Below are 18,295 nucleotides of genomic sequence, written 5' to 3' on the forward strand. Positions count from 1 at the left end.
CCCGCCTCATATCCGAAACGCGCCGGGCGGCACCAGCCGCGGCTCCACATAGGCCAGATGCAGCGCATCGAGCTGCGCCCAGAGCAGATCGCATTTGAAGCGCAGTGCGGCGAGGCATTGCTCCTGCTTTTCCCGCGTATCGGCGTGCTGCTTCACATAGCCCAGCGCGAAATCCACATCCTGCGGCGCCTGGGTCAGCCGCGGCTTGAAATAGGCGAGCGTCGCCTCGCTCACGAAGTCGTAATTGCGCAGCATGCCAGCGACCCGCTGCTGAATGATGTTGGTGGAGAACATCTCGGTCAGCGAGGAGGCGATGGCCTCCAGCAGGCTCATCTCCCGCACGAAGCGCACATAGGCATCCACGGCGAAGCGCGTGGCCGGCAGCAGGCCGCGCAGCGAGATCACGTAGTCGCGCTCCAGCCCCAGGCCGTCGGTGAGTTTCAACCAGCGCTCCACGCCGCCCGGCTGCGTGCCATCGCCATCATGATCCTCCAGCCGACGGCGCCATTCGCGGCGCAATTCCGGTGTGGGCAGGCGGGCCAGCAGCGATGCATCCTTGGCCGGGATGCTGGCCTGATAGTAGTAGCGATTCAACGCCCAGGCCTGGACCTGGCCCTTGCTCAGCTTGCCGTTGTGCAGCAGGTGATGGAACGGGTGCAGGATGTGATACCGCTCGGCACCGATCGCGCGCAGCGCCGCTTCGAACTCATCGGGCCTCATCGGCGCCTCCATCATGACAGCCGCTCCGCGGCGGCACCGATCGCGCGCAGGCCCACTTCGAGATCACCGGGTCCCATCGCCGCCTCCATCAAGACAGCCGTTCCGCGGCGGCGCCGATGGCGCGCGGCACCGCTTCGAACTCATCCTCCGGCTTCAGGCTCACAGCGCGATCTCCATGCCATCCTCGGCGACGTCCCATCCGGCGGCGGCCAGCGCCGCGCGCTCCGGGCTGTCATCCAGCAAGGCGGGGTTGGTATTGTTGATATGCACGAAGATCCGCCGCGCCACACCGAGCGGGGCGAAGGCCGCCATCGTCTCGGTCATGGACATGTGGCCCATGCGACGCCCGGTCTTGGGGCCAGCGCCGGCCACGATCATCTCGTCATCCGTGTAGAGCGTGCCGTCGAAGAGCACGCAGGCGGCCCCGCGCAGCCTCTCGGCCAGCGCGGGCGTCATCATCGCGCAGCCCGGAATGTAGTGCAGCGCCGCCCCGCCGGCCGAGATCGCGAGGCCCACCGCCTCGCCATCCTCGGCCAGGCCCGGATCACCGGCGCCCTCGGCAAAGAGCGGCACCTTGCCGGGCACGGGATAGGCCTCCAGCGTCAGGCCGAGCGGCGCGCCCTGGCCGTCCACAGGGGCAAAGGCGGTATGGAGCGGCATCACCTCACGCGTCACGAATTCGGGGTTGAGCGCCCGGAAGATGGGATTTTCCGCCAGCACCGCGAGGCTCGTGGGGGTGCCGTAGAGTCGGAAGGCCTGGCGTTCACGCAGATTGAGCAGGCCGGCAATGGTATCCACTTCCGCACCCGTCAGGGCGATGGCGGCGATGGGGGAATTTCGCAGCGGCTCAGGCCGGGGATGCAGCGCAGGTGTCGCCGCCATCTGCGCGCGCAGATCGGGCGAGGCATTGACCAGAAGCCAGCGCTCGCCATCCGCACTCACGGCGAGGGAGGCCTGGCTGCGGGGCTTGGCCGCCGGATCACCGGAGCGTGCCCGCCGGCAACCCGGGCCAGCGGAATTCCATTGCGGGAAGCCGCCTCCGGCCCCCGCCCCCAGCACGATGGCGCGCAGCATGGAAATGGCCCGAGCGAGTGGCCCGGGCCGCCGCCTCAGCCGATCTCGGCGCAGGCGTAGCTGTTGATTTCGAGGGCGAGCGAGACTTCGACGATGCGAGGGGTCTTCCAGGCCATGCTGATATTCCTTCCCAGAGATCGCCGGCCAACCGCCGGCCCGCCTAACATGGCGGGGGAATGCCCATCCATCAAGCGGGCCGCGCGCCAGGGAAGGGGCCAGGGAGGGGACTTAGCATGCCGAGCCCTGGCTTTCGGCCATCAGGGAGCTGCCGCGTCTGGCCTGAAGGGCGCCAGGCCCATGCTTTGCTGGACGCGCCAGGCCGCAAGCCGTAAAGCCCGGGCTTGATCTGACGGAGAAATCCCATGGCCTATAAAGTCGCCGTTGTCGGTGCCACCGGTGCGGTCGGGCGTGAAATCCTGAAGATCCTGGCCGAGCGGAATTTCCCGGCCAGCGAGGTCTTCGCCCTGGCTTCGCCACGCTCCACCGGCCAGAATGTGAGCTTCGGCGACAAGACCGTGCTGAAGATCAAGAACCTCGAAACCTTCGATTTCACGGGCGTGGACATCGCGCTGTTCAGCCCGGGCGCCGCCGTCTCGGCCATTCATGCGCCGCGCGCGGCCGGCCAGGGCTGCGTCGTGATCGACAATACCAGCCAGTTCCGCATGGAACCCGACGTGCCGCTCGTGGTGCCAGAGGTGAACCCCCAGGCGCTCAAGCGCTTCCGCAAGCGCAACATCATCGCCAACCCGAATTGCAGCACCATCCAGATGGTGGTGGCGCTGAAGCCGCTGCATGACATCGTGCGCATCAAGCGCGTCGTCGTCTCGACCTATCAGTCGGTGTCGGGGGCCGGGAAGGAGGGCATGGACGAGCTCTTCAACCAGACCAAGGGCAGCTTCGTGCATGACATGCCGACCATGGAGCAGTTCACCAAGCCAATCTCCTTCAACGTCATCCCGCACATCGACAAATTCATGGAGGATGGCGCGACGAAGGAGGAGTGGAAGATGGCGGTCGAGACGCGGAAGATCCTCGATCCCGACATCCAGGTCTTTGCCACCTGCGTGCGCGTGCCGGTGTTCATTGGCCATGCGGAATCGGTGAATGTCGAGTTCGAAGGGCCGATCACGGTCGCCCAGGCCAGTGCCGCGCTGAAGAAGGCGCCCGGCGTCGGGCTGTTCGATAAGCGCGAGGATGCCGGCTACATCACGCCGCTCGATTGCGCGGGGGAAGATGACGTTTTCGTCTCCCGTCTGCGCCGCGACCCGACCGTGCCGCATGGGCTGGCCTTCTGGTGCGTCTCCGACAATCTGCGCAAGGGCGCCGCGTTGAACGCCATCCAGATCGCCGAGGAAATGCATCGCCAGGGGCTGTTGGTCCGCCAGCCGGCCTGAGGCCCGCCGGCGCGACGCTAACGGCGAAAGGATGGCCGGATCGGGCCCGGCATGGGCTTTGCGCACTCCGGCAGGAATTCATAGAGATGCCAGATATCTAGGACTGTATTCCCTATTTTTCTTGCAAACTAGAACAAAATAAGAACATAAGGGTCCTCCTGTCTGGAGGTCCCCCCCTTGCCCAGCTTCCTCATCCCCCCCCTGAAGATCCTCCTCACCGGCCTCGCCGCCGTGGCCGTGCTCCTCACCGCGCGGCTGGCCGGCCTCAGCCTGGGGCCGATCCACGCAGCACCGGCCAGCCTCGCCGCCGTGCTGGTCTTTCTGGTCGGCATGGGCTTCGCCGCCTTCCTCTGGTGGCTCGCCTCGCGCTGCTTCACCCTGCTGCGCGACCCCGCCACCACGCCCGAGCAGATGGCCGCGCTGCGCGATCTGCCGCTGGCCCTGCCGGAGGGCACGGTTCGTGCGCTGCTGGCGCTCATTGTCGGCGTCATCGGCCTGCCGCTGCTGCTCTTCAGCCAGAGCCTGGCGCTGAATGACGCCATCGCCGGCTATGTGAACGGCATCATCGCCGGCGTGTTCGGCTATTATTTCGGCGCCCGCTCCACCAGCCCCGAGGCGCAGACCACCCGCCGCCTCAGCGATGCTCTGGAAGGCCAGACCCGCGCCAACGAGGCGCTCCGCCGGAGCGAGGCCGCGGCGCGCGAAGCCGCCGCCCAGGCCGCGCAACCGCCGCTCGCCGCCGATGCGATGGCCCGGCTGGAGCGGCATCTGGGCGTGGCACGGCTGCTGGTGCAGCGCATCGGCCCGGCGCTGCCGGCCGGGCTGATCCCGCCCCAGGCGGAGGCGCTGCTGGCCCAGGCGGAGCAAGCCCTGGCCGCCGCCCGCACCCTGCCCGACCTTGGGGCCATCCAGGCCGCGACCGCCGGGCTGACGGGGCCGGACGGCCCGCTTCCCGCCCTGCTGCGCGCGGCCGCCCCGCTGCTGCCGGCGGCGATGGGCGGCCCGCTGGTCGGTATCGCGCTGCTGCTGGGCCTGGGCTGGAATCTCGGCTCGGCCGCCTGGCGCCGCTTCCGCGCAAGGCTGCTCGAAGCCCCGCATGATCCGGCCCTGTTTGAACCCGGCGCCATCACCCCCGCCTCGGCCGAATTGCGGCTGGCCGCGTCACCCATTTTCGCGCGGCTTTTCACGCTGCGCCTCGCGGAGCCAGGCTTCCTGGCCGCCTTGCTCGATGCCTGCCTGCGCCCGGATGCGGCCGAGCTTCTCTGGGCGCGCTACCCCGGCTTCGCCAATCCGGCCGAAGCGGCTGAGGGTTTGTCCGAATTCCGCAGCGCGCTCCTCGACGAACGCGTTGCCGCTGATCTCGCGCCCGAGCTTGTGGCCCGCGTCGCCCAGTCGCTGGGTCAGGGCGGCGCCAACGCCCGGCTGCCGCAACCCGGCACCGGGCAGGCCCAGGCCGCGCTGCACGCGCTCACCCTGCTGCTGGGCGAGATGCGCGACAGCCGCACCGACCCGGCACCCATCCTGCGGGAGTTGGCGGCATGAGGATGGCCCTGCTCCTGCTGCTCGCCGGCTGCACGCCCATGGCCGCCATGCTGGATCCGCCGCTGGCCCAGCTGGCCCGCTGGGAGGCGGCGAGCGCCGCGGCGATCGCCGGGGAACCCGTAGCCTGCCCGCCCGGCCATGCGGCCTGCGCCCGGCTACATGCCCGCCGCGCCGAGGCGTGCATGGGCCTCGCCATGAGCAGCCGGGCGCCAGGTGCCGCCTGCCCGGCCACGCCGCAGCATCTGCCCTGCGCGATCGAGGCCTATGCCACAGCGCGCGCCCTCACCCCCGATCCGGCGCTGGCGGCAGGCGAGGCACAAGCGCGGCTGTGCCTGGCGGAGTGGCTGGCACCGGCCGATGGCCTGCAGGAAGTGGCGCGCGCCGCCCCCGCCATCGCGGCAGCCCCGCCACAGCGCGCGCCGCTGCTGGCCGCCCGCGCAGCGCTCATTGCCGCGCGTCCCGGCGCCGCGCCAGACGCCCAACGCTGTGCCGCCACCCGCGCTGGCCTTGGCGCAGCGCCCCCAGCCTCGCGCGAGGCCCATGACCTGGCGCGGCGGCAAGCCTCCATCCCCGCATGCGGAGCCACGCCATGATCCTGGATCGTCCCCTCGCCTTTCGCCTTCCCCTCGCCACGGGTGAGGATGTGCGCATGGCCCAGCTCGCCCTGATCCGCGCTGGCGCGCTGCGGGCCGATCCGGACGGCGTCTTTGGCCCCATGACGCGCGATGCCGTGCTCGCCTTCCAGCGGCGCGAAGGGCTGGCCGCCGATGGCGTGATCGGGCCGCAAACCTGGTCCCGCCTTGCCGGCCAGCCCGGCCTGCGCCGCGAGCGCCCCTGGCAGGAGGGGCTGAGGCCCTTCCTGCCCGCGCTGCTGACCCCGCATGGCCCGCCGGTCGGGCCCGGCCGGCGGCGCTGGCGGCTGACCCGCCAGGGCATCGCCATCGAAGGCGAGGAGACGGCGCCCCGCAGCGCCCTGCCACGCATCGCCGCCGCCTGCTGGGCGCAGCACCGGGACGTGCTGGAAGCGGCCGCGCGCCGCTTCACGGTCCCGGTGGAGTTGCTGCTGGCCACCGCCTGCACCGAAAGCGGGGGCCGCGCCGATGCGATCCGGGAGGAGCCCGGCTTCACCTCGGACGCCGCAACACCGCACCGCGTCTCGCCCGGCTTGATGCAGACGCTGATCTCCTCCGCGCGCGAGGCCCTGGCCGAACCGAAGCTGGACCGCGCCCGCCTGCTGGAGCCGGGTGTCTCCGCCATGGCGGGGGCCGCCTTCATCGCACGCCAGGCGCGGGTGACGCGCTTCGACCCACCCCTGGTCGCCATCGCCTATAACGCCGGCAGCCTGCGGCCGAGCCGCGATGCGCTGGACCCCTGGGGCCTGGTTCAGACCCGACGCGGCACGGGCCATTGGCACGCCGATGCCTTCTGCGCCTTCTTCAATGATGCCTTCACCCTCTTTGCAGCCGGCCAGGAACCAGGCGGCGAAACACCCAGCTTCCGGGGGCTGCTGCCATGAGCGCATGCGTCCTGGCGCCTGTTTCGCGCGCGGTCTTATCCGCACAGGCGTTGCCGCTTGCGCGGATCATGCGCCGAATAGCGGCGGCTCAATCCTGCCGCCACGAAGGCGTGTCGGGATCGAGAGCCGCAGCGCATCCGGCGAAGCTCTGGTGGCCAGCGCATGCGATCATCGCGACCGGATGGGGGCTACAGAACAAATCCACGCGGCATCCGGCATTCTTCGTTGCTGCGAAGCTGCCACAGCGCTCAGGCATTCGCCTCGATCAACGCCAGAAGCCCCTCCAGGATCTGCTCGGGCGCGGGCGGGCAGCCGGGGATGACGAGGTCCACCGGAAGTGCCGCATCCACCCCGCCCAGCACGGCATAGCTGCCGCGAAACACGCCGCCATCCACCGCGCAATCGCCCAGCGCCACCACCCAGCAGGGCTCGGGTGTTGCCGCGCGCGCGCGGGCAAGCGCTTCGGCCATGTTGCGGGTGAGCGGGCCGGTGACGAGCAGGATATCCGCATGGCGCGGGCTGGCCACGAAGCGCAGGCCGAAACGCTCCAGGTCGTGCGCCACGTTCTGCAGTGCATTGATTTCCAGTTCGCAGCCATTGCAGCTTCCGGCATCCACCTGGCGGATGGCCAGCGAGCGGCCAAGCCGGGATTGCGCGGCCTCCTCCAGCCGGGCGCGCAATTCGGTGACGATCTCGGGCGCGGTCGCCAAGGGCGATGCATCCGTGAGCGGGCGGGAGACAAGGTTGCGGAGCAGCTTGGGGATCAGCATCAGGTGCCCGTCTCCATCGCCTCGGTGAAGACCAGGCGGTTGCCGAAGGGGTCGGTCACCGGCATGTCGCGCCAGCCCCAGGGCTGCGTCACGAGGGCAGGGCGCGCATGGCGGTAGTTGCGCGCAGTCAGCTCGGCGTGCAGCGCATCGAGGCCCGTCATCCGCAGGATCAGCTTGGCGCCGGGCGTGCCATCGCCGAAATGCTCGCTGAGAAACAGGATGAGCGCGCCGCGCGAAACCTGCGCGAAGACCGGCGCATCAGCCTCGAAGCGATGTTCCCAATCCCAGCTCATCCCCAGGAAATCGACGTAGAATTCGCGCGCCTTCGGCAGATCGAAGATGCGCAGCACGGGAATGGTGGCGTCAAAGCGGGGCGTCACAGGTCCACCCCGCTGTAGCTGCCATTGATGCTTTTGTTGATGAGCGGAAAATCGGCCACGATATTGCCGATCACCGCTGCCTCCAGCAGGGGCCAGTGCAGCCAGGAGGGGTCGCGCAGCATGCAGGCCTCGATCCCGCCCGCGCCATCCAGCCGCAGCCACGCGAGGCATTCGCCGCGGAAGCCCTCCACCAGGGCCACGCCCTCCCCACCGCGCGGCGGCAGGGTCACGGTCAGTTCGCCGGCGGGAAGAACCGGCAGCAGCGCCTGGAGGAAGGCGATGGATTGCAGCGCCTCGGCATGGCGTTGGCGCCAGCGCGCATCCACATCGGCGCCCGGCTGGGTGATCAGCGCTTCGGGCGTCAGTTCCCCGCCGAGCAACCGCGCATCGAAGCCGCAGCCGGCCGCGCGGCCCACCACGCCGCCCGGCGCGAAAGCCGCGACCAGATCGGCATCCATGGTGCCGGTGCCCAGCACGCGATCCTGCAGGCTGGCATGGCTTTCATAGACAGCGAGCAGCGCGGGCAATTCCGCCGCGATCGGAGACAGCGCCCGCAGCATGGCCGCCACCCCCTCGCCCGAGAGATCCTGCGCGACGCCGCCCGGCAGCACGCGGTCCATCATCAGCCGATGGCCGAAGGCTTCGGCCTGCGCGCGCAACAGCCCCTCGCGCAGCCAGCCGCAGCGCGCATGGATCACGGCGAAGGCCGCGTCATTGGCGATGAAGCCGAGATCGTTCAGGTGATTGTGCAGCCGCTCCAGCTCCAGCATGGCGGCCCGCAAGGCCACGGCGCGGGGCGGCGCCTCAACCCCAAGTGCGGCTTCGGCCGCACGGGCGAAAGCCAGGGAATGCGCCACCGTGCTGTCACCCGAGAGCCTGGCGGCAAAGCGGGCCGCGGCGCGCGGCGGCTTGCCCTGCATGAGCGAGAGCGTGCCCTTGTGCGTATAGCCCAGACGCACCTCCAGCCGGACGATGATCTCGCCCTGGATATGGAAGCGGAAATGCCCCGGCTCGATCACGCCCGCATGGATGGGCCCGACAGGGATGATATGCACTCCGTCACCGGTCGCGGGCAGGAATTCCATGGGCGTAGAACCGGGCGGCTGCGCGGCGGGCCGGCCGGAAAGCGGGCCCAGCAACGGCCAGCGCCCGTGATCCAGGAAGGGGCGCGCATCCACGCCGCCCTCGGCCTCGATGCCCCAGAGATCGCGCAGCGCGCGCTCGAACAGCGTGGCACCTGGCCAAAGCGGGGAGAGGGCCGGAATCCGGCCCTCCGGCGCCGGGACGGAGGTGAGCAGCACCTCCATCCGCGCCGCATCCAGGAAGGCGGCATGGGCGAAGCCCGCTTCGCCCCAAAGGCCCAGCAGCGTGATGCCGGGCGTGGGTGCCAGGGCTGACCAGCGTGCCGCATCCAGCAAATAGCGCGGCCAGGGCGCGCAGCCCATTTCCTGGCCGGACTCGATCAGCGCGCGCGCGGTCATGCGAGCAGCCTCGCCGCATCGAGCAGCATGCGGGAGAGTGGCGCCGGCAGCGCCAGTGCCAGGATCATGGCCAGCACCAGATGGGCCCAGAGCGGCCCAAGCGTGGCGAGGCCGGCGCGCATCGGCACAGGCTGGAGCGTCGGCAGGCCGAAGCACAGGCGCTGCATCGCATGCAGCAGGGCCGTGCCCGCGACCAGCAGGCCGAAGATGAAAAGCGGCAGCAGCCACGGAGTTTCGCGCCCGATAGCCGAGGCCAGCAGGAACTCCGAGGCGAAGAGGCTGAAGGGCGGCAGGCCGGCCAGAGCCGCCATCGCCAGGGCCAGCCCCCAGCCCAGCGCGGGGTGGGATGTGGCGAGACCGCCAATCGCCGCCATGTGCTGCGCGCCCTTGATCCGCGCCGCCCGCCCCACCGCGAAGAAGGCCGCCGACTTGATCAGCGAATGGCCCCAGAGATGCAGCAGCCCCGCCATATTGGCCGCAGCACCCCCCACCCCGAAGGCCATGGCGGCGATGCCCATATGCTCGATGCTGCTCCAGCCAAAGAGCCGCTTGGCATCCCGCCGCCGCCAGAGCGAGAAGGCCGCCAGCAGCAGCGTGGCCAGCCCCATCACCACCAGGAAGATCCCGGGCGGAATGGTCTGCGGGTGGGCCGCGACAATGCTCTTGCCGCGCAGGATGGCGAGCATGGCGGCATTGAGCAGCAGCCCGGACAGCACGGCCGCGATGGGTGTCGGCCCCTCCGCGTGGGCATCGGGCAGCCAGGAATGCATCGGCACCAGCCCGGCCTTGGTACCAAACCCCACCAGAAGAAACACGAAGGCGAGGTTGAGCAGATCAGGATCGGCGCGCGGGGCCAGGGCCCGCAGCGCCGTGAAGGACAATTGCCCCTCCATATGCCCGGCCACCGGCTGCGCCGCGAGCGCCAGCACGATCAGTCCGAACAGTGCCAGGGCAATGCCGACGCCGCACAGGATGAAGAATTTCCAAGCCGCCTCAATCGCCGCCGGGGTGCGGTGCAGCGCCACCATCAGCACGCAGGCCAATGTCCCGCCCTCGATCGCGACCCACATGATGCCGAGATTATCGGCCAGCAGCGCCAGGAAATGCGCCGCCATGAAGCCCTGGAAGGCGGCGTGGTAGGCGCGATTTCGCGCGGGGTCGAACCCCTCCACCGCGATATCCTGCGCCGAGAAGATCGCCGTGCTGAAACCCACGATGGCCGCGATCAGCACAAGCGGCATGTTCAGCGCATCGGCCCGCAGCCAGCCCTCGCCGGCGGGCGCGCCCAGCAGCAGCAGCGCCAGGACCAGCGTGACGGCGGAGGTCAGGATGTTCAACCGCGCCGCCTGGCCCGGCACGGCCGCGCAGAGCGCCGCCCCAAGCAGCGGGGTGAGGATGAGCCAGAGCGTCATCGCCCCTCACCCCGATGCGGATCGAGCACGGAGGTGTCCAGGCTGTCGAAACGCTCATGCAGCACGCGGGCGAAGACCCCGGCGATGACGGCGATGACCAGGACGAGGCCGGCGGTGGAAAGCTCGATCACCAGCGGCATGCCGGCCACGCCCACAGCCGCGAGCACCAGGCCATTCTCCAGCGTCATCAGCCCGGCAATCTGCGCCAGCGCGGTGCGCCGCGTCACCATCATCAGCATGCCCAGCAGCACGATGGAGAGCGCGATGGCCAGATCCTCCCGCGCCAGGGCCCGCGCGCCGGTGGTGGCCGGCAGGACGACCAGGATGCTGAGACCGACCAGCAGGAAGCCCGCCAGCATGCTGGCGCCGATCCCCGAGGCGGGCTCGGCGCGGCGCGCGGGCGGCAGTTGCGATACCAGCCGCCGCAGATAGATCGGGATGAGGACCCCCTTGGCGAGCAGCGCGATGGCGGCGGTGACATAGAGCTGCGGCGCGCCCTGCACATGGCCCTGCCACAGCGCGGCCAGCGCCAGCATGAAGCCCTGCAGGGCCAATGCATTCACCAGCGCGAAGATCCGCCGCTGATACAGCAGCACGAAGGAGATGAGCAGCATGGCGCCACCCAACACATGCGCCACGTCATAGGAGAAATCACCGAAGCCCATCACACCTCCGATGGTCGGAGCGGCGAAGGCCGCGAAGAGCTGAATCGGAGGTGAGGCAAAGCCCCCGATGGTCGGAGCGGCGAAGGCCGCGAAGAGCTGAATCGGAGGTGAGGCAAAGCCCCCGATGGCCGGAGCGGCGAAGGCCGCGAAGGGCTGTATCTGAGATGCCGCATCACGCCAGCCCCGTCGAGACGAAGATCAGCGCGGCGGCCAGAAGCGCCAGCATCAGCGCCCCACCCAGGAATTCCGGCACGCGGAAGACGCGCATCTTGGCGATGGCGCTTTCGAACACCGCCAGGGCCAGGGCCAGCAGCCCGATCTTGGCCGCCCAGAGCACCAGGCCCAAACCCCAGGCAAATGGCCCGCTGCCCGGTGCAGCCGTGCCGAAGGGCAGGAAAAGCGTGGCCAGCAGCCCCAGCCAGACCAGCAGCTTGAGCGACGCCTGCATCTCCCAAAGGGCAAGATGCCGGCCCGAGGCCTCCAGCAACATGGCTTCATGCACCATGGTGAGTTCGAGATGCGTCGCCGGATTATCCACCGGCACGCGGGCATTCTCGGCCAGGGCCACCGCCACCAGCGCCACGGCGGCGAACAGCAGCGAAACCCGCAGCCCCACCAGCCCATCGCTCAACCCATAGCCGATGGTGTTCAGGTTGGTGGTTCCGATCAACACGGCAAAGACCATGACGCAGACCAGCAAGGCCGGCTCGGCGAAGACGGCGAAGGTCATCTCCCGTGCGGCGCCCAGCCCGCCGAAGGGCGTGCCCGCATCATGCCCGTTCAGCGCCAGGGCCACCCGCGCGAAGGCCAGCAGCCCGCCGATCAGCAGCAGATCTGCGACCGGGGCCAGCACCATGCCGAAGGCGAAGCTGGGCACCAGTGCCGCGGCCAGGGCCGTGGCGGTCAGCGCCAGATAAGGCGCGGCGCGGGAGACGATGCTGGCCCCTTCGGCCAGCACGGGCCGCTTGCGCAACAGCTTCAGCAGATCACGCCAGGGCTGCATCGGATGCGGCCCGCGCCGCCCCATGAGGCGGGATTTCAGCCAGCGCACACCGCCCACGAGCAGCGGCGCCGCCGCCAGCATCAGCGCGATATGCAGCAATTGCGTGAGGATGCTGCCCAGCACCGCCATCAGCCGCGCTCCAGCCAGGCGATCAGCGCCAGCAGGAAGACCAGCGTGCCGAATGTGAGTGCCAGATAGCTGCGCAGGCTCAGCCCGCGCAGCAATTCCGCCTCCCGCGCAAGGGCACGGCGCCCCCGCGCCAGGGGATAGAGCAACCGCGTGAAGCCGCGATCCTGCCCCTCGACACGCAATCTCGCCGCGGACGGGGCGCCAGGCGGCTGGGCCAGATGCCATTCGCGCGGCGCGATGGCGAGGTCCCCCAGGCTGCGCCGGATGGGCTGGCCGAGCCCCTGCGCACTGACCTGACTCAAGGGGTCGCCGAAGGGCAGGTGCGGCGGAGGGGGCATGAAGCCGCAATCCCAGGCCGGGCCTCGGCTGGCTGCCTGGGTGGAACGCCGCCGCACCAGCAGCACTATTCCCGCCAGCGCCAGCGCGAGCAGCAGCGCCACAAGCCCCGGCATGTAGCGCGAACCCGCATCGCCCAGGGCCATGTCCAGGCCAAAGCGCGGTGCCGCGGCCTGGGCACCGAGCATCTGCCGGATCGGGCCATCCAGCAGGCCGAGTGCCACCGCGGCGAGCGGGCCCAGCAGCAGGGTCAGGCCGGCCGGCAGCAGCAGCGCCACGCGCATCAGGCCGGTGGCGTCCGGCGCGCCGGCGCCACGAGGCGTGCGCGGCCGGCCGAGGAAGACAAGGCCGATCAGCCGGACCATCGCCGCCGCCGCCAGGCCAATCGCCATGCCCACCACCGCGAGGGAAGCGGCGGCGATCAGTTGCACCGACATGTCGGATACCCGGAATGCCTGGATCAGCGCCTGAAGCAGCAGCCATTCGCTGGCAAAGCCCGAAAGCGGCGGCAGGGCGGCGGCGGAAAGGGCGCCCAGCATGGCGCAGCCCGCCACCCAGGGCATGCGATGGATCAAGCCGCCCAACCGGTCCGGATCACAGCTGCCGGCCAGGCTGTACACCGCGCCGATACACAGAAAGAGCAGCGTCTTGAACCCGGCATGGTTGAGGGCATGCAGCAAGGCCGCCGCCAAGGCGACCGAGGCGAGCGGCACGAGATCCGCCCCGCGATAAGCCAGTGCGAGGCCGAGTGCCGCCACCATCAGGCCCATATTCTCCAGGGTGGAGCAGGCCAGGATGGATTTCGTGTCGCGCTCCAGATTGGCCCGCAGCGCGCCAATCAGTGCCGTCGTCACCCCCAGGAGGATCAGCGGCAGGCCCCACCAGGCCGGTTGGGCGGGGCCGCAGAGATCAAGCAGCACCCGCATCATGACATAGAGGGCGACCTTGACCATGGCGCCCGACATCAACGCCGAAACCGGCGTGGCCGCCGCGGGATGGGCCAGCGGCAGCCAGACGTGGAAGGGCACCAACCCAGCCTTGGAACCAGCGCCGAGCAGCACCAGCACCAGCACGAAACCCGCGCGCCAGCCTTCCGGTGGCGCCGCGCGCAGGGCGGCGAAGCCCAGCCCGGAACTCGCCAGAAGGGCAAAGGCGCCGATCAGGCAGACCCCGGAAAACGCCGCGAAACCCAGGTAAAGCCGCGCCGCCCGCCGGCCCGCCCCGGTGGCGTGACGCGCCGCGATCAGCGCCCATGAGGCGAGCGACATGAGCTCGAAGCCCAGCACCAGCGTGAAGGCATCGGCGGCGATCAGCGTCAGGGCCATGCCGGCCAGGAACAACGGGAAGGCCGCGCCCTCGGCCCGGGGCGGGGCCGGCGAGGCCGCCGCGAAGACGCAGGAGGGGATGGCGACCAGCGCGAGGATCAGCAGGAACCACCCGCCCAGCGCGTCCACCGCGATCTGCGCCGCCGCCCAGGGCGGGCCGAAGGGCAGCGCCGTGGCGGGCAGGCCGATCAGCCCGACCAGGCCCAGGCCCCCCATCGCCGCCGCGCAGCCCAGGAACATGACGCGCGGCGCGCGGCCCGTGGCCCCGAGGACCGAGAGCGCCAGCAAAAGCAGGAAGCCGGCGCCCAGCAGCGTCAGCACCACCCGCCTCCCCACTCCAAGATCGCGAATCGGCTGCCCATGGCGAGGAGCTTATCAGCCCCGGCGCCCAGGGCGAGGCCCGGTCGAGGCTGGACAAGCGGGAAGTTATGTTTAGGGAGCGTGGAGCGGGTAACCGGAGCGCGCATTCAGGCAGGGAGGTCGCGATGGGTTTGCTTCTGGCCTTCAGCCGGGGCGTGGACTGGATGAACGAGAAATTCGGCCGCCTGGCCGATTGGTGCATCCTGCTCGCCTGCGCCATCAGCGCCGGCAACGCGATGAGCCGCTACGGCTTCAACTTCTCCTCCAACGCCTGGCTCGAGGTGCAATGGTACCTCTTTGCCGCCGTGGTCATGCTGGGCGCCAGCTACACCCTGTTCCGCAACGAGCATGTCCGGGTGGACCTGTTCTATGGCTGGATGAGCGACCGGGGCCGGCTTTACGTGGATATCTTCGGCTTCATCGTCTTCCTGCTGCCGGCCATGATCCTGCTGACCTGGATGACCTGGCCGTTCTTCCTCGATAGCCTGCTGCGGAACGAAGGCTCGGCGAGCCCGGGGGGGCTGCTGCGCTGGCCGGCCAAGCTGCTGCTGCCCCTGGGCTTTTTCCTGCTGGTCCTGCAAGGCCTCTCGGAGCTGATCAAGCGCGTGGCCCTGCTGCGCGGCCCTGTCCAGGGCGTGGCGGTGGTCACCGAGTATCAGCGGCCAGAACAGTGAACACCGAATGATGACACTCGACATCATGCCGCCGCTCATGTTCGGCGGCCTCGTGGTCTTCCTGCTGCTGGGCTTTCCGGTGGCCTTTTCGCTCAGTGCGGTGGGGTTGTTCTTCGGCTTCCTGTCGATCGAGCTTGGCTTCTTCACCACGGCCTATCTGGGCAATCTGCCGCTGCGGGTCTTTGGCATCCTCTCCAACGACCTGCTGCTGGCCATACCCTTCTTCACCCTGATGGGCGCGATCCTGGAGCGCTGCGGCCTGGCCGAGGATCTGCTGGAGGGCACCGGCCAGCTTTTCGGCAAGATCCCAGGCGGCCTCGCCTATGCCGTCATCCTGGTGGGGGCGGTGCTGGGCGCCATCACCGGCACCGTCGCGGCCTCGGTCATCGCCATGGGGATGATCTCGCTGCCTATCATGATCCGCTACGGCTATGACATGCGGATCGCCACCGGTGTCATCGCGGCCTCCGGCACCATCACGCAGCTGATCCCGCCGAGCCTCGTGCTGATCGTCCTGGGCGATCAGCTCGGCAAGAGCGTGGGCGAGATGTATGCCGGCGCCATCGGGCCCTCCGTGCTGCAGATCCTGCTGTTCATCGGCTTCATCGCCGTGGTCAGCATCGTCGCCCCGCACAAGATGCCGCCCTTGCCGCCCGAGGCGCTGATGCCGCGCGGCTGGCCGCTCTACCGGCGCGTGCTGAAGGGCATGGTGCCCTCCATAGCGCTGATATTCCTCGTGCTCGGCACGATCTTCATGGGGCTGGCGACGCCGACCGAAGCCGGCGCCATGGGCGCGGTCGGGGCCGTGCTGCTGGCCATGATGAACCGCACCTTCAGCTGGAAGCTGCTGCGCGAGGCGATGGGCAACACCATGCGCCTCACCTCCATGGTGATCTTCATCCTGATCGGCGCCACCGTGTTCAGCCTGGTCTTCCAGGGCGTGGATGGCTCGCATTGGGTGGAACACCTGCTGAGCCATCTGCCGGGCGGGCAGACGGGCTTCCTGGTCTTCGTGAACGTCTTCATCTTCTTCCTGGCGTTCTTCCTGGATTTCTTCGAGATCGCCTTCATCGTCGTGCCGCTGCTGGCGCCGGTGGCCGCGAAGCTCGATATCGACCTGGTTTGGTTCGGCGTGCTGCTATGCATCAACCTGCAGACCAGCTTCATGCACCCGCCCTTTGGCTTCGCGCTGTTCTACCTGCGCTCCATCGCGCCGAAATCCGTGCTGACCAAGGACATCTACCTGGGCGCCATTCCCTGGCTCGCGCTGCAGTTGATCCTGGTGGCCATCGTCATCCTGTGGCCGGAGAGCGTGACCTTCTTCCTCGATCGCGGCACGGGGGTGGACCCTGCCTCGGTCACGATTGACGTGCCGCCACCGCCGCCCGCGGATGATGACGCGGTGCCGGTGTTCCGGTAGGGGGCTGCTCCTGCCGGGCGTGGAAGCTACTGGCTGGCCCAGAGGATGCGGTGCAGCCAGGCGATATCCGGCAGCTCGAAGCTGTAATCCGGGTGAGCGGGATTGAGGCTGGCGAGCTCGATGCGCTTGGCGCTTTGCCGCTTCAACTCCTTGGCCATGACCTCACCCAGCCTGGTGCGCACCACCACCCGGTCCCCCCGCCGGACCGGGGAGGCGGGCGAGACGATGACCACATCGCCGTCACGAAAGACCGGCTCCATCGAATCGCCGGAAATCTCCAGCGCATAGGCATTGGGGTCGCTGATCTCGGGCAGGCTGATCTCGTCCCAGCTGCCGCCAACGGGGAAGCCGCCATCATCGAAGAAGCCCTCGCCGCCGGCCTGGGCCATGCCGATCAGCGGCACCCGGCGCGAGGGGCGCGGGCCGCGTGACAGGCTCGGCAAGGCCGCCTGGCCCGAAACCAGGGCGGCGAAAGCTTCCACCCCGGCGCCCGTCGCGTTCAGCACCTTGGCCACGCTCTCGGTCGAAGGCCAGCGCGCGCGGCCATCCGGGCCGATCCGCTTGGACGGGTTGAAGGCCGTCGGGTCCAGGCCAGCCTTGCGGGCCAGACCAGAGGCGGAGAGCCCATTTTCGGCGGCGAGCGAATCAATCGCCCGCCAGATGTCATCATGTCGCATCGGGAGTGGACCATCTTAGGTGTCACGTCATCGTGCAATAGGAAAATGTTACTCATTGCCCTTGCATGACATACAACCCAGGGTTTATGTTCTCTAAATGTTCTCGTTTGCCTCGCTGAAAGGAAGCGTCTCCCCCATGTCCCTTGCCCCCCGCCCCGGCCATGCGCCCGCCTTCTCATCCCTCGCCCGGACCGAGCCCTTCGCCTCTGCCGAGGAGGCCTGGTTCTGGACCATGGCCGCGCTGACCGCCCGGCGTGATGGCGCGCGGATCAGCGCGGGCAAGGGCCTGGCGCAGCGCCCCTGCGAGCCTGACGATGTGATCAAATGCCTGGACCGCCTCTATCGCCAGCGCCGCATTGATCTGACCCATGCGCGCATCATGCGCATCTGGGGTGAGCGCGGCGTGGCACCCTGCCCGCGTCACGCCCAGGAGCGCGGCGATCATCGTCTCTGGCGTGAGGCGATGAACCGGCTCGAATGGCCATTGAGGGTCAAGGGCATCGTTGTCGGCGCGCCTGGATATGGCGTCCATGATGCTGAGATTATTTCATTTCCTGGCGCCCCTGCATGAGCCGCGTGATGCCTCGCCCCAGGCCGGGCCACCGCCGCAACCTTGCCGTCCAGCAGGCCTGGATCGTCTTTGGTGGAAGCGCGGATCATGCCTGGCAGCGCCTGTTGCGGCCAGGCTTCAGGCATTGCTTCGCGGCGATCGAGGATGCGGCGGGATGGATGGTCCTGGAGCTCCTGTCGGGGCGCCTGCTGCTGGCGCGGCTGTCGGTGCCGGCGGGTTATGACCTGCCCGGCTTCTATCGCCGGGCGGGCCTCAAGCCGGTCGGGCCCTTCCCGCTGGAGGAGCAAACCGCGGGGGCTCCGCTGCGCGGCGTCCCGCTGAATTGCGTATCCCTGTGCCGGGCCGTCCTGGGGCCCCATGCCCCCTTTGCGCTGACTCCGGCGGGGCTGCACCGCACACTTTCGACCCGGATTGAATCTAGGAAAAAATACTTGACAGAAGAGTGGGGCTAGGCGTAAAAGACTTCTGCCAAGGGGCGAATTGCGTTCGTCACCCTTCGGCCCGCCAGTTTCAGGGCTGGCTCCTCCCCCGCAAGGGCAAGAGGGGCCAGCCCTTTCTGCGTTCAGCCCCTTTTGCAGTCTGGCCCCTCACCATCCTCCAAGGAGATCGCCGCGCATGGCAGGCCTGTTCCGAGCCCCGAAGCCTGTTGTGGTTCCACCCCAGCCCGCTGCCGCGCCCATGACGGCCGAGCCTGCGCCCGCCGCCGCCCAGGCGGCGGATGCGGCGCGTGTCGAAACCCGTGCGGCGGCGCGGCAGGGCGTGGCCGGCACCATCGCCACCTCGGCCCGCGGTGTGCTGACACCGCTGCCCATCGCACTGACCCGCAAATCCCTTCTTGGCGAGTGA

The 18,295-nt window shown here is 69.2% G+C and carries 19 protein-coding genes; 9 read left to right on the plus strand and 10 right to left on the minus strand.

Annotated elements, in window-relative coordinates; translation table 11 throughout:
* Positions 1-6: 6 nt before the first annotated feature.
* Together pqqC and pqqB are read right to left on the minus strand one after the other, a co-directional pair.
* Positions 7-735, minus strand: coding sequence for a pyrroloquinoline-quinone synthase PqqC (gene pqqC, locus LHU95_RS20505; RefSeq protein WP_248708812.1), 729 nt, complete (start codon positions 733-735; stop codon positions 7-9).
* A 144-nt stretch (positions 736-879) separates the two neighbouring features.
* Complete coding sequence (gene pqqB, locus LHU95_RS20510; protein ID WP_248708813.1) at positions 880-1,794, minus strand: pyrroloquinoline quinone biosynthesis protein PqqB; 915 nt, start codon at positions 1,792-1,794, stop codon at positions 880-882.
* Between the two features lie 362 nt (positions 1,795-2,156).
* Here pqqB and LHU95_RS20515 point away from each other — a divergent pair, with 362 nt between their 5' ends.
* The 4 genes from LHU95_RS20515 (at position 2,157) to LHU95_RS20530 (ending at position 6,246) form a co-directional block, all read left to right on the plus strand.
* Positions 2,157-3,188, plus strand: coding sequence for an aspartate-semialdehyde dehydrogenase (locus tag LHU95_RS20515; protein ID WP_248708814.1), 1,032 nt, complete (start codon positions 2,157-2,159; stop codon positions 3,186-3,188).
* Between the two features lie 177 nt (positions 3,189-3,365).
* Complete coding sequence (locus tag LHU95_RS20520) at positions 3,366-4,730, plus strand: hypothetical protein (protein WP_248708815.1); 1,365 nt, start codon at positions 3,366-3,368, stop codon at positions 4,728-4,730.
* A complete protein-coding gene (locus LHU95_RS20525; RefSeq protein WP_248708816.1) occupies positions 4,727-5,323 on the plus strand; it encodes a hypothetical protein in 597 nt (198 codons plus the stop codon). The genes LHU95_RS20520 and LHU95_RS20525 overlap by 4 nt, the downstream gene beginning before the upstream one ends.
* On the plus strand, positions 5,320-6,246 hold the full coding sequence (locus tag LHU95_RS20530) for a peptidoglycan-binding protein (RefSeq protein ID WP_248708817.1): 927 nt from the start codon (positions 5,320-5,322) through the stop codon (positions 6,244-6,246). Before LHU95_RS20525 ends, LHU95_RS20530 begins: the two co-directional genes overlap by 4 nt.
* A 248-nt stretch (positions 6,247-6,494) precedes the next feature.
* On the opposite strand, the gene nuoB is transcribed toward LHU95_RS20530, so the two are convergent.
* From nuoB to LHU95_RS20565, 7 genes are all read right to left on the minus strand, one after another.
* On the minus strand, positions 6,495-7,016 hold the full coding sequence (nuoB, locus tag LHU95_RS20535; protein WP_248708818.1) for an NADH-quinone oxidoreductase subunit NuoB: 522 nt from the start codon (positions 7,014-7,016) through the stop codon (positions 6,495-6,497).
* Positions 7,016-7,396 carry a glyoxalase superfamily protein gene (locus tag LHU95_RS20540; RefSeq protein WP_248708819.1) on the minus strand — a complete coding sequence of 127 codons (381 nt, stop codon included), beginning with the start codon at positions 7,394-7,396 and terminating at the stop codon, positions 7,016-7,018. Before LHU95_RS20540 ends, nuoB begins: the two co-directional genes overlap by 1 nt.
* Entirely contained in the window at positions 7,393-8,877 is a 1,485-nt protein-coding gene (locus LHU95_RS20545) for an NADH-quinone oxidoreductase subunit C (protein WP_248708820.1), read from the minus strand. The genes LHU95_RS20540 and LHU95_RS20545 overlap by 4 nt, the downstream gene beginning before the upstream one ends.
* A complete protein-coding gene (locus LHU95_RS20550; RefSeq protein WP_248708821.1) occupies positions 8,874-10,289 on the minus strand; it encodes a hydrogenase 4 subunit F in 1,416 nt (471 codons plus the stop codon). Before LHU95_RS20550 ends, LHU95_RS20545 begins: the two co-directional genes overlap by 4 nt.
* Positions 10,286-10,954: a hydrogenase-4 component E gene (locus LHU95_RS20555; protein WP_248708822.1), complete on the minus strand. Its 669-nt coding sequence runs from the start codon at positions 10,952-10,954 to the stop codon at positions 10,286-10,288. The genes LHU95_RS20550 and LHU95_RS20555 overlap by 4 nt, the downstream gene beginning before the upstream one ends.
* 172 nt (positions 10,955-11,126) lie before the next feature.
* Complete coding sequence (locus LHU95_RS20560) at positions 11,127-12,086, minus strand: NADH-quinone oxidoreductase subunit H (RefSeq protein ID WP_248708823.1); 960 nt, start codon at positions 12,084-12,086, stop codon at positions 11,127-11,129.
* Positions 12,086-14,068, minus strand: coding sequence for a proton-conducting transporter membrane subunit (locus LHU95_RS20565; RefSeq protein ID WP_248708824.1), 1,983 nt, complete (start codon positions 14,066-14,068; stop codon positions 12,086-12,088). Before LHU95_RS20565 ends, LHU95_RS20560 begins: the two co-directional genes overlap by 1 nt.
* Positions 14,069-14,232: 164 nt before the next feature.
* Between LHU95_RS20565 and LHU95_RS20570 the strand changes: the two genes are divergently transcribed.
* Complete coding sequence (locus LHU95_RS20570) at positions 14,233-14,781, plus strand: TRAP transporter small permease subunit (RefSeq protein WP_248708825.1); 549 nt, start codon at positions 14,233-14,235, stop codon at positions 14,779-14,781.
* A gap of 10 nt (positions 14,782-14,791) precedes the next feature.
* Complete coding sequence (locus tag LHU95_RS20575) at positions 14,792-16,201, plus strand: TRAP transporter large permease subunit (protein WP_248708826.1); 1,410 nt, start codon at positions 14,792-14,794, stop codon at positions 16,199-16,201.
* Between the two features lie 26 nt (positions 16,202-16,227).
* Here LHU95_RS20575 and LHU95_RS20580 read toward each other — a convergent pair whose 3' ends face one another.
* Positions 16,228-16,878 (minus strand): helix-turn-helix transcriptional regulator, encoded by a 651-nt coding sequence (locus tag LHU95_RS20580; RefSeq protein WP_248708827.1) that lies wholly within the window; start codon positions 16,876-16,878, stop codon positions 16,228-16,230.
* Positions 16,879-17,014: 136 nt separating this feature from the next.
* Between LHU95_RS20580 and LHU95_RS20585 the strand changes: the two genes are divergently transcribed.
* The 3 genes from LHU95_RS20585 (at position 17,015) to LHU95_RS20595 (ending at position 18,295) form a co-directional block, all read left to right on the plus strand.
* Positions 17,015-17,449 (plus strand): hypothetical protein, encoded by a 435-nt coding sequence (locus tag LHU95_RS20585; RefSeq protein ID WP_248708828.1) that lies wholly within the window; start codon positions 17,015-17,017, stop codon positions 17,447-17,449.
* 8 nt (positions 17,450-17,457) lie between these two features.
* On the plus strand, positions 17,458-17,901 hold the full coding sequence (locus LHU95_RS20590) for a hypothetical protein (RefSeq protein WP_248708829.1): 444 nt from the start codon (positions 17,458-17,460) through the stop codon (positions 17,899-17,901).
* 226 nt (positions 17,902-18,127) lie between these two features.
* Positions 18,128-18,295 carry a hypothetical protein gene (locus LHU95_RS20595; protein ID WP_248708830.1) on the plus strand — a complete coding sequence of 56 codons (168 nt, stop codon included), beginning with the start codon at positions 18,128-18,130 and terminating at the stop codon, positions 18,293-18,295.

Origin of the sequence: Sediminicoccus sp. KRV36 (assembly GCF_023243115.1) — a bacterium.
Taxonomy (GTDB): Bacteria; Pseudomonadota; Alphaproteobacteria; order Acetobacterales; family Acetobacteraceae; genus Roseococcus.

Excerpts from the sequence above, each read along its gene's own strand:
- pqqC (WP_248708812.1), bottom strand. The coding sequence starts at position 735 with ATGATGGAGGCGCCGATGAGGCCCGATGAGTTCGAAGCGGCGCTGCGC.
- pqqB (WP_248708813.1), bottom strand. The coding sequence starts at position 1,794 with ATGCTGCGCGCCATCGTGCTGGGGGCGGGGGCCGGAGGCGGCTTCCCG.
- LHU95_RS20515 (WP_248708814.1), top strand. The coding sequence starts at position 2,157 with ATGGCCTATAAAGTCGCCGTTGTCGGTGCCACCGGTGCGGTCGGGCGT.
- LHU95_RS20525 (WP_248708816.1), top strand. The coding sequence starts at position 4,727 with ATGAGGATGGCCCTGCTCCTGCTGCTCGCCGGCTGCACGCCCATGGCC.
- LHU95_RS20530 (WP_248708817.1), top strand. The coding sequence starts at position 5,320 with ATGATCCTGGATCGTCCCCTCGCCTTTCGCCTTCCCCTCGCCACGGGT.
- nuoB (WP_248708818.1), bottom strand. The coding sequence starts at position 7,016 with ATGCTGATCCCCAAGCTGCTCCGCAACCTTGTCTCCCGCCCGCTCACG.
- LHU95_RS20545 (WP_248708820.1), bottom strand. The coding sequence starts at position 8,877 with ATGACCGCGCGCGCGCTGATCGAGTCCGGCCAGGAAATGGGCTGCGCG.
- LHU95_RS20550 (WP_248708821.1), bottom strand. The coding sequence starts at position 10,289 with ATGACGCTCTGGCTCATCCTCACCCCGCTGCTTGGGGCGGCGCTCTGC.
- LHU95_RS20555 (WP_248708822.1), bottom strand. The coding sequence starts at position 10,954 with ATGGGCTTCGGTGATTTCTCCTATGACGTGGCGCATGTGTTGGGTGGC.
- LHU95_RS20560 (WP_248708823.1), bottom strand. The coding sequence starts at position 12,086 with ATGGCGGTGCTGGGCAGCATCCTCACGCAATTGCTGCATATCGCGCTG.
- LHU95_RS20570 (WP_248708825.1), top strand. The coding sequence starts at position 14,233 with ATGGGTTTGCTTCTGGCCTTCAGCCGGGGCGTGGACTGGATGAACGAG.
- LHU95_RS20575 (WP_248708826.1), top strand. The coding sequence starts at position 14,792 with ATGACACTCGACATCATGCCGCCGCTCATGTTCGGCGGCCTCGTGGTC.
- LHU95_RS20580 (WP_248708827.1), bottom strand. The coding sequence starts at position 16,878 with ATGCGACATGATGACATCTGGCGGGCGATTGATTCGCTCGCCGCCGAA.
- LHU95_RS20585 (WP_248708828.1), top strand. The coding sequence starts at position 17,015 with ATGTCCCTTGCCCCCCGCCCCGGCCATGCGCCCGCCTTCTCATCCCTC.
- LHU95_RS20590 (WP_248708829.1), top strand. The coding sequence starts at position 17,458 with ATGCCTCGCCCCAGGCCGGGCCACCGCCGCAACCTTGCCGTCCAGCAG.
- LHU95_RS20595 (WP_248708830.1), top strand. The coding sequence starts at position 18,128 with ATGACGGCCGAGCCTGCGCCCGCCGCCGCCCAGGCGGCGGATGCGGCG.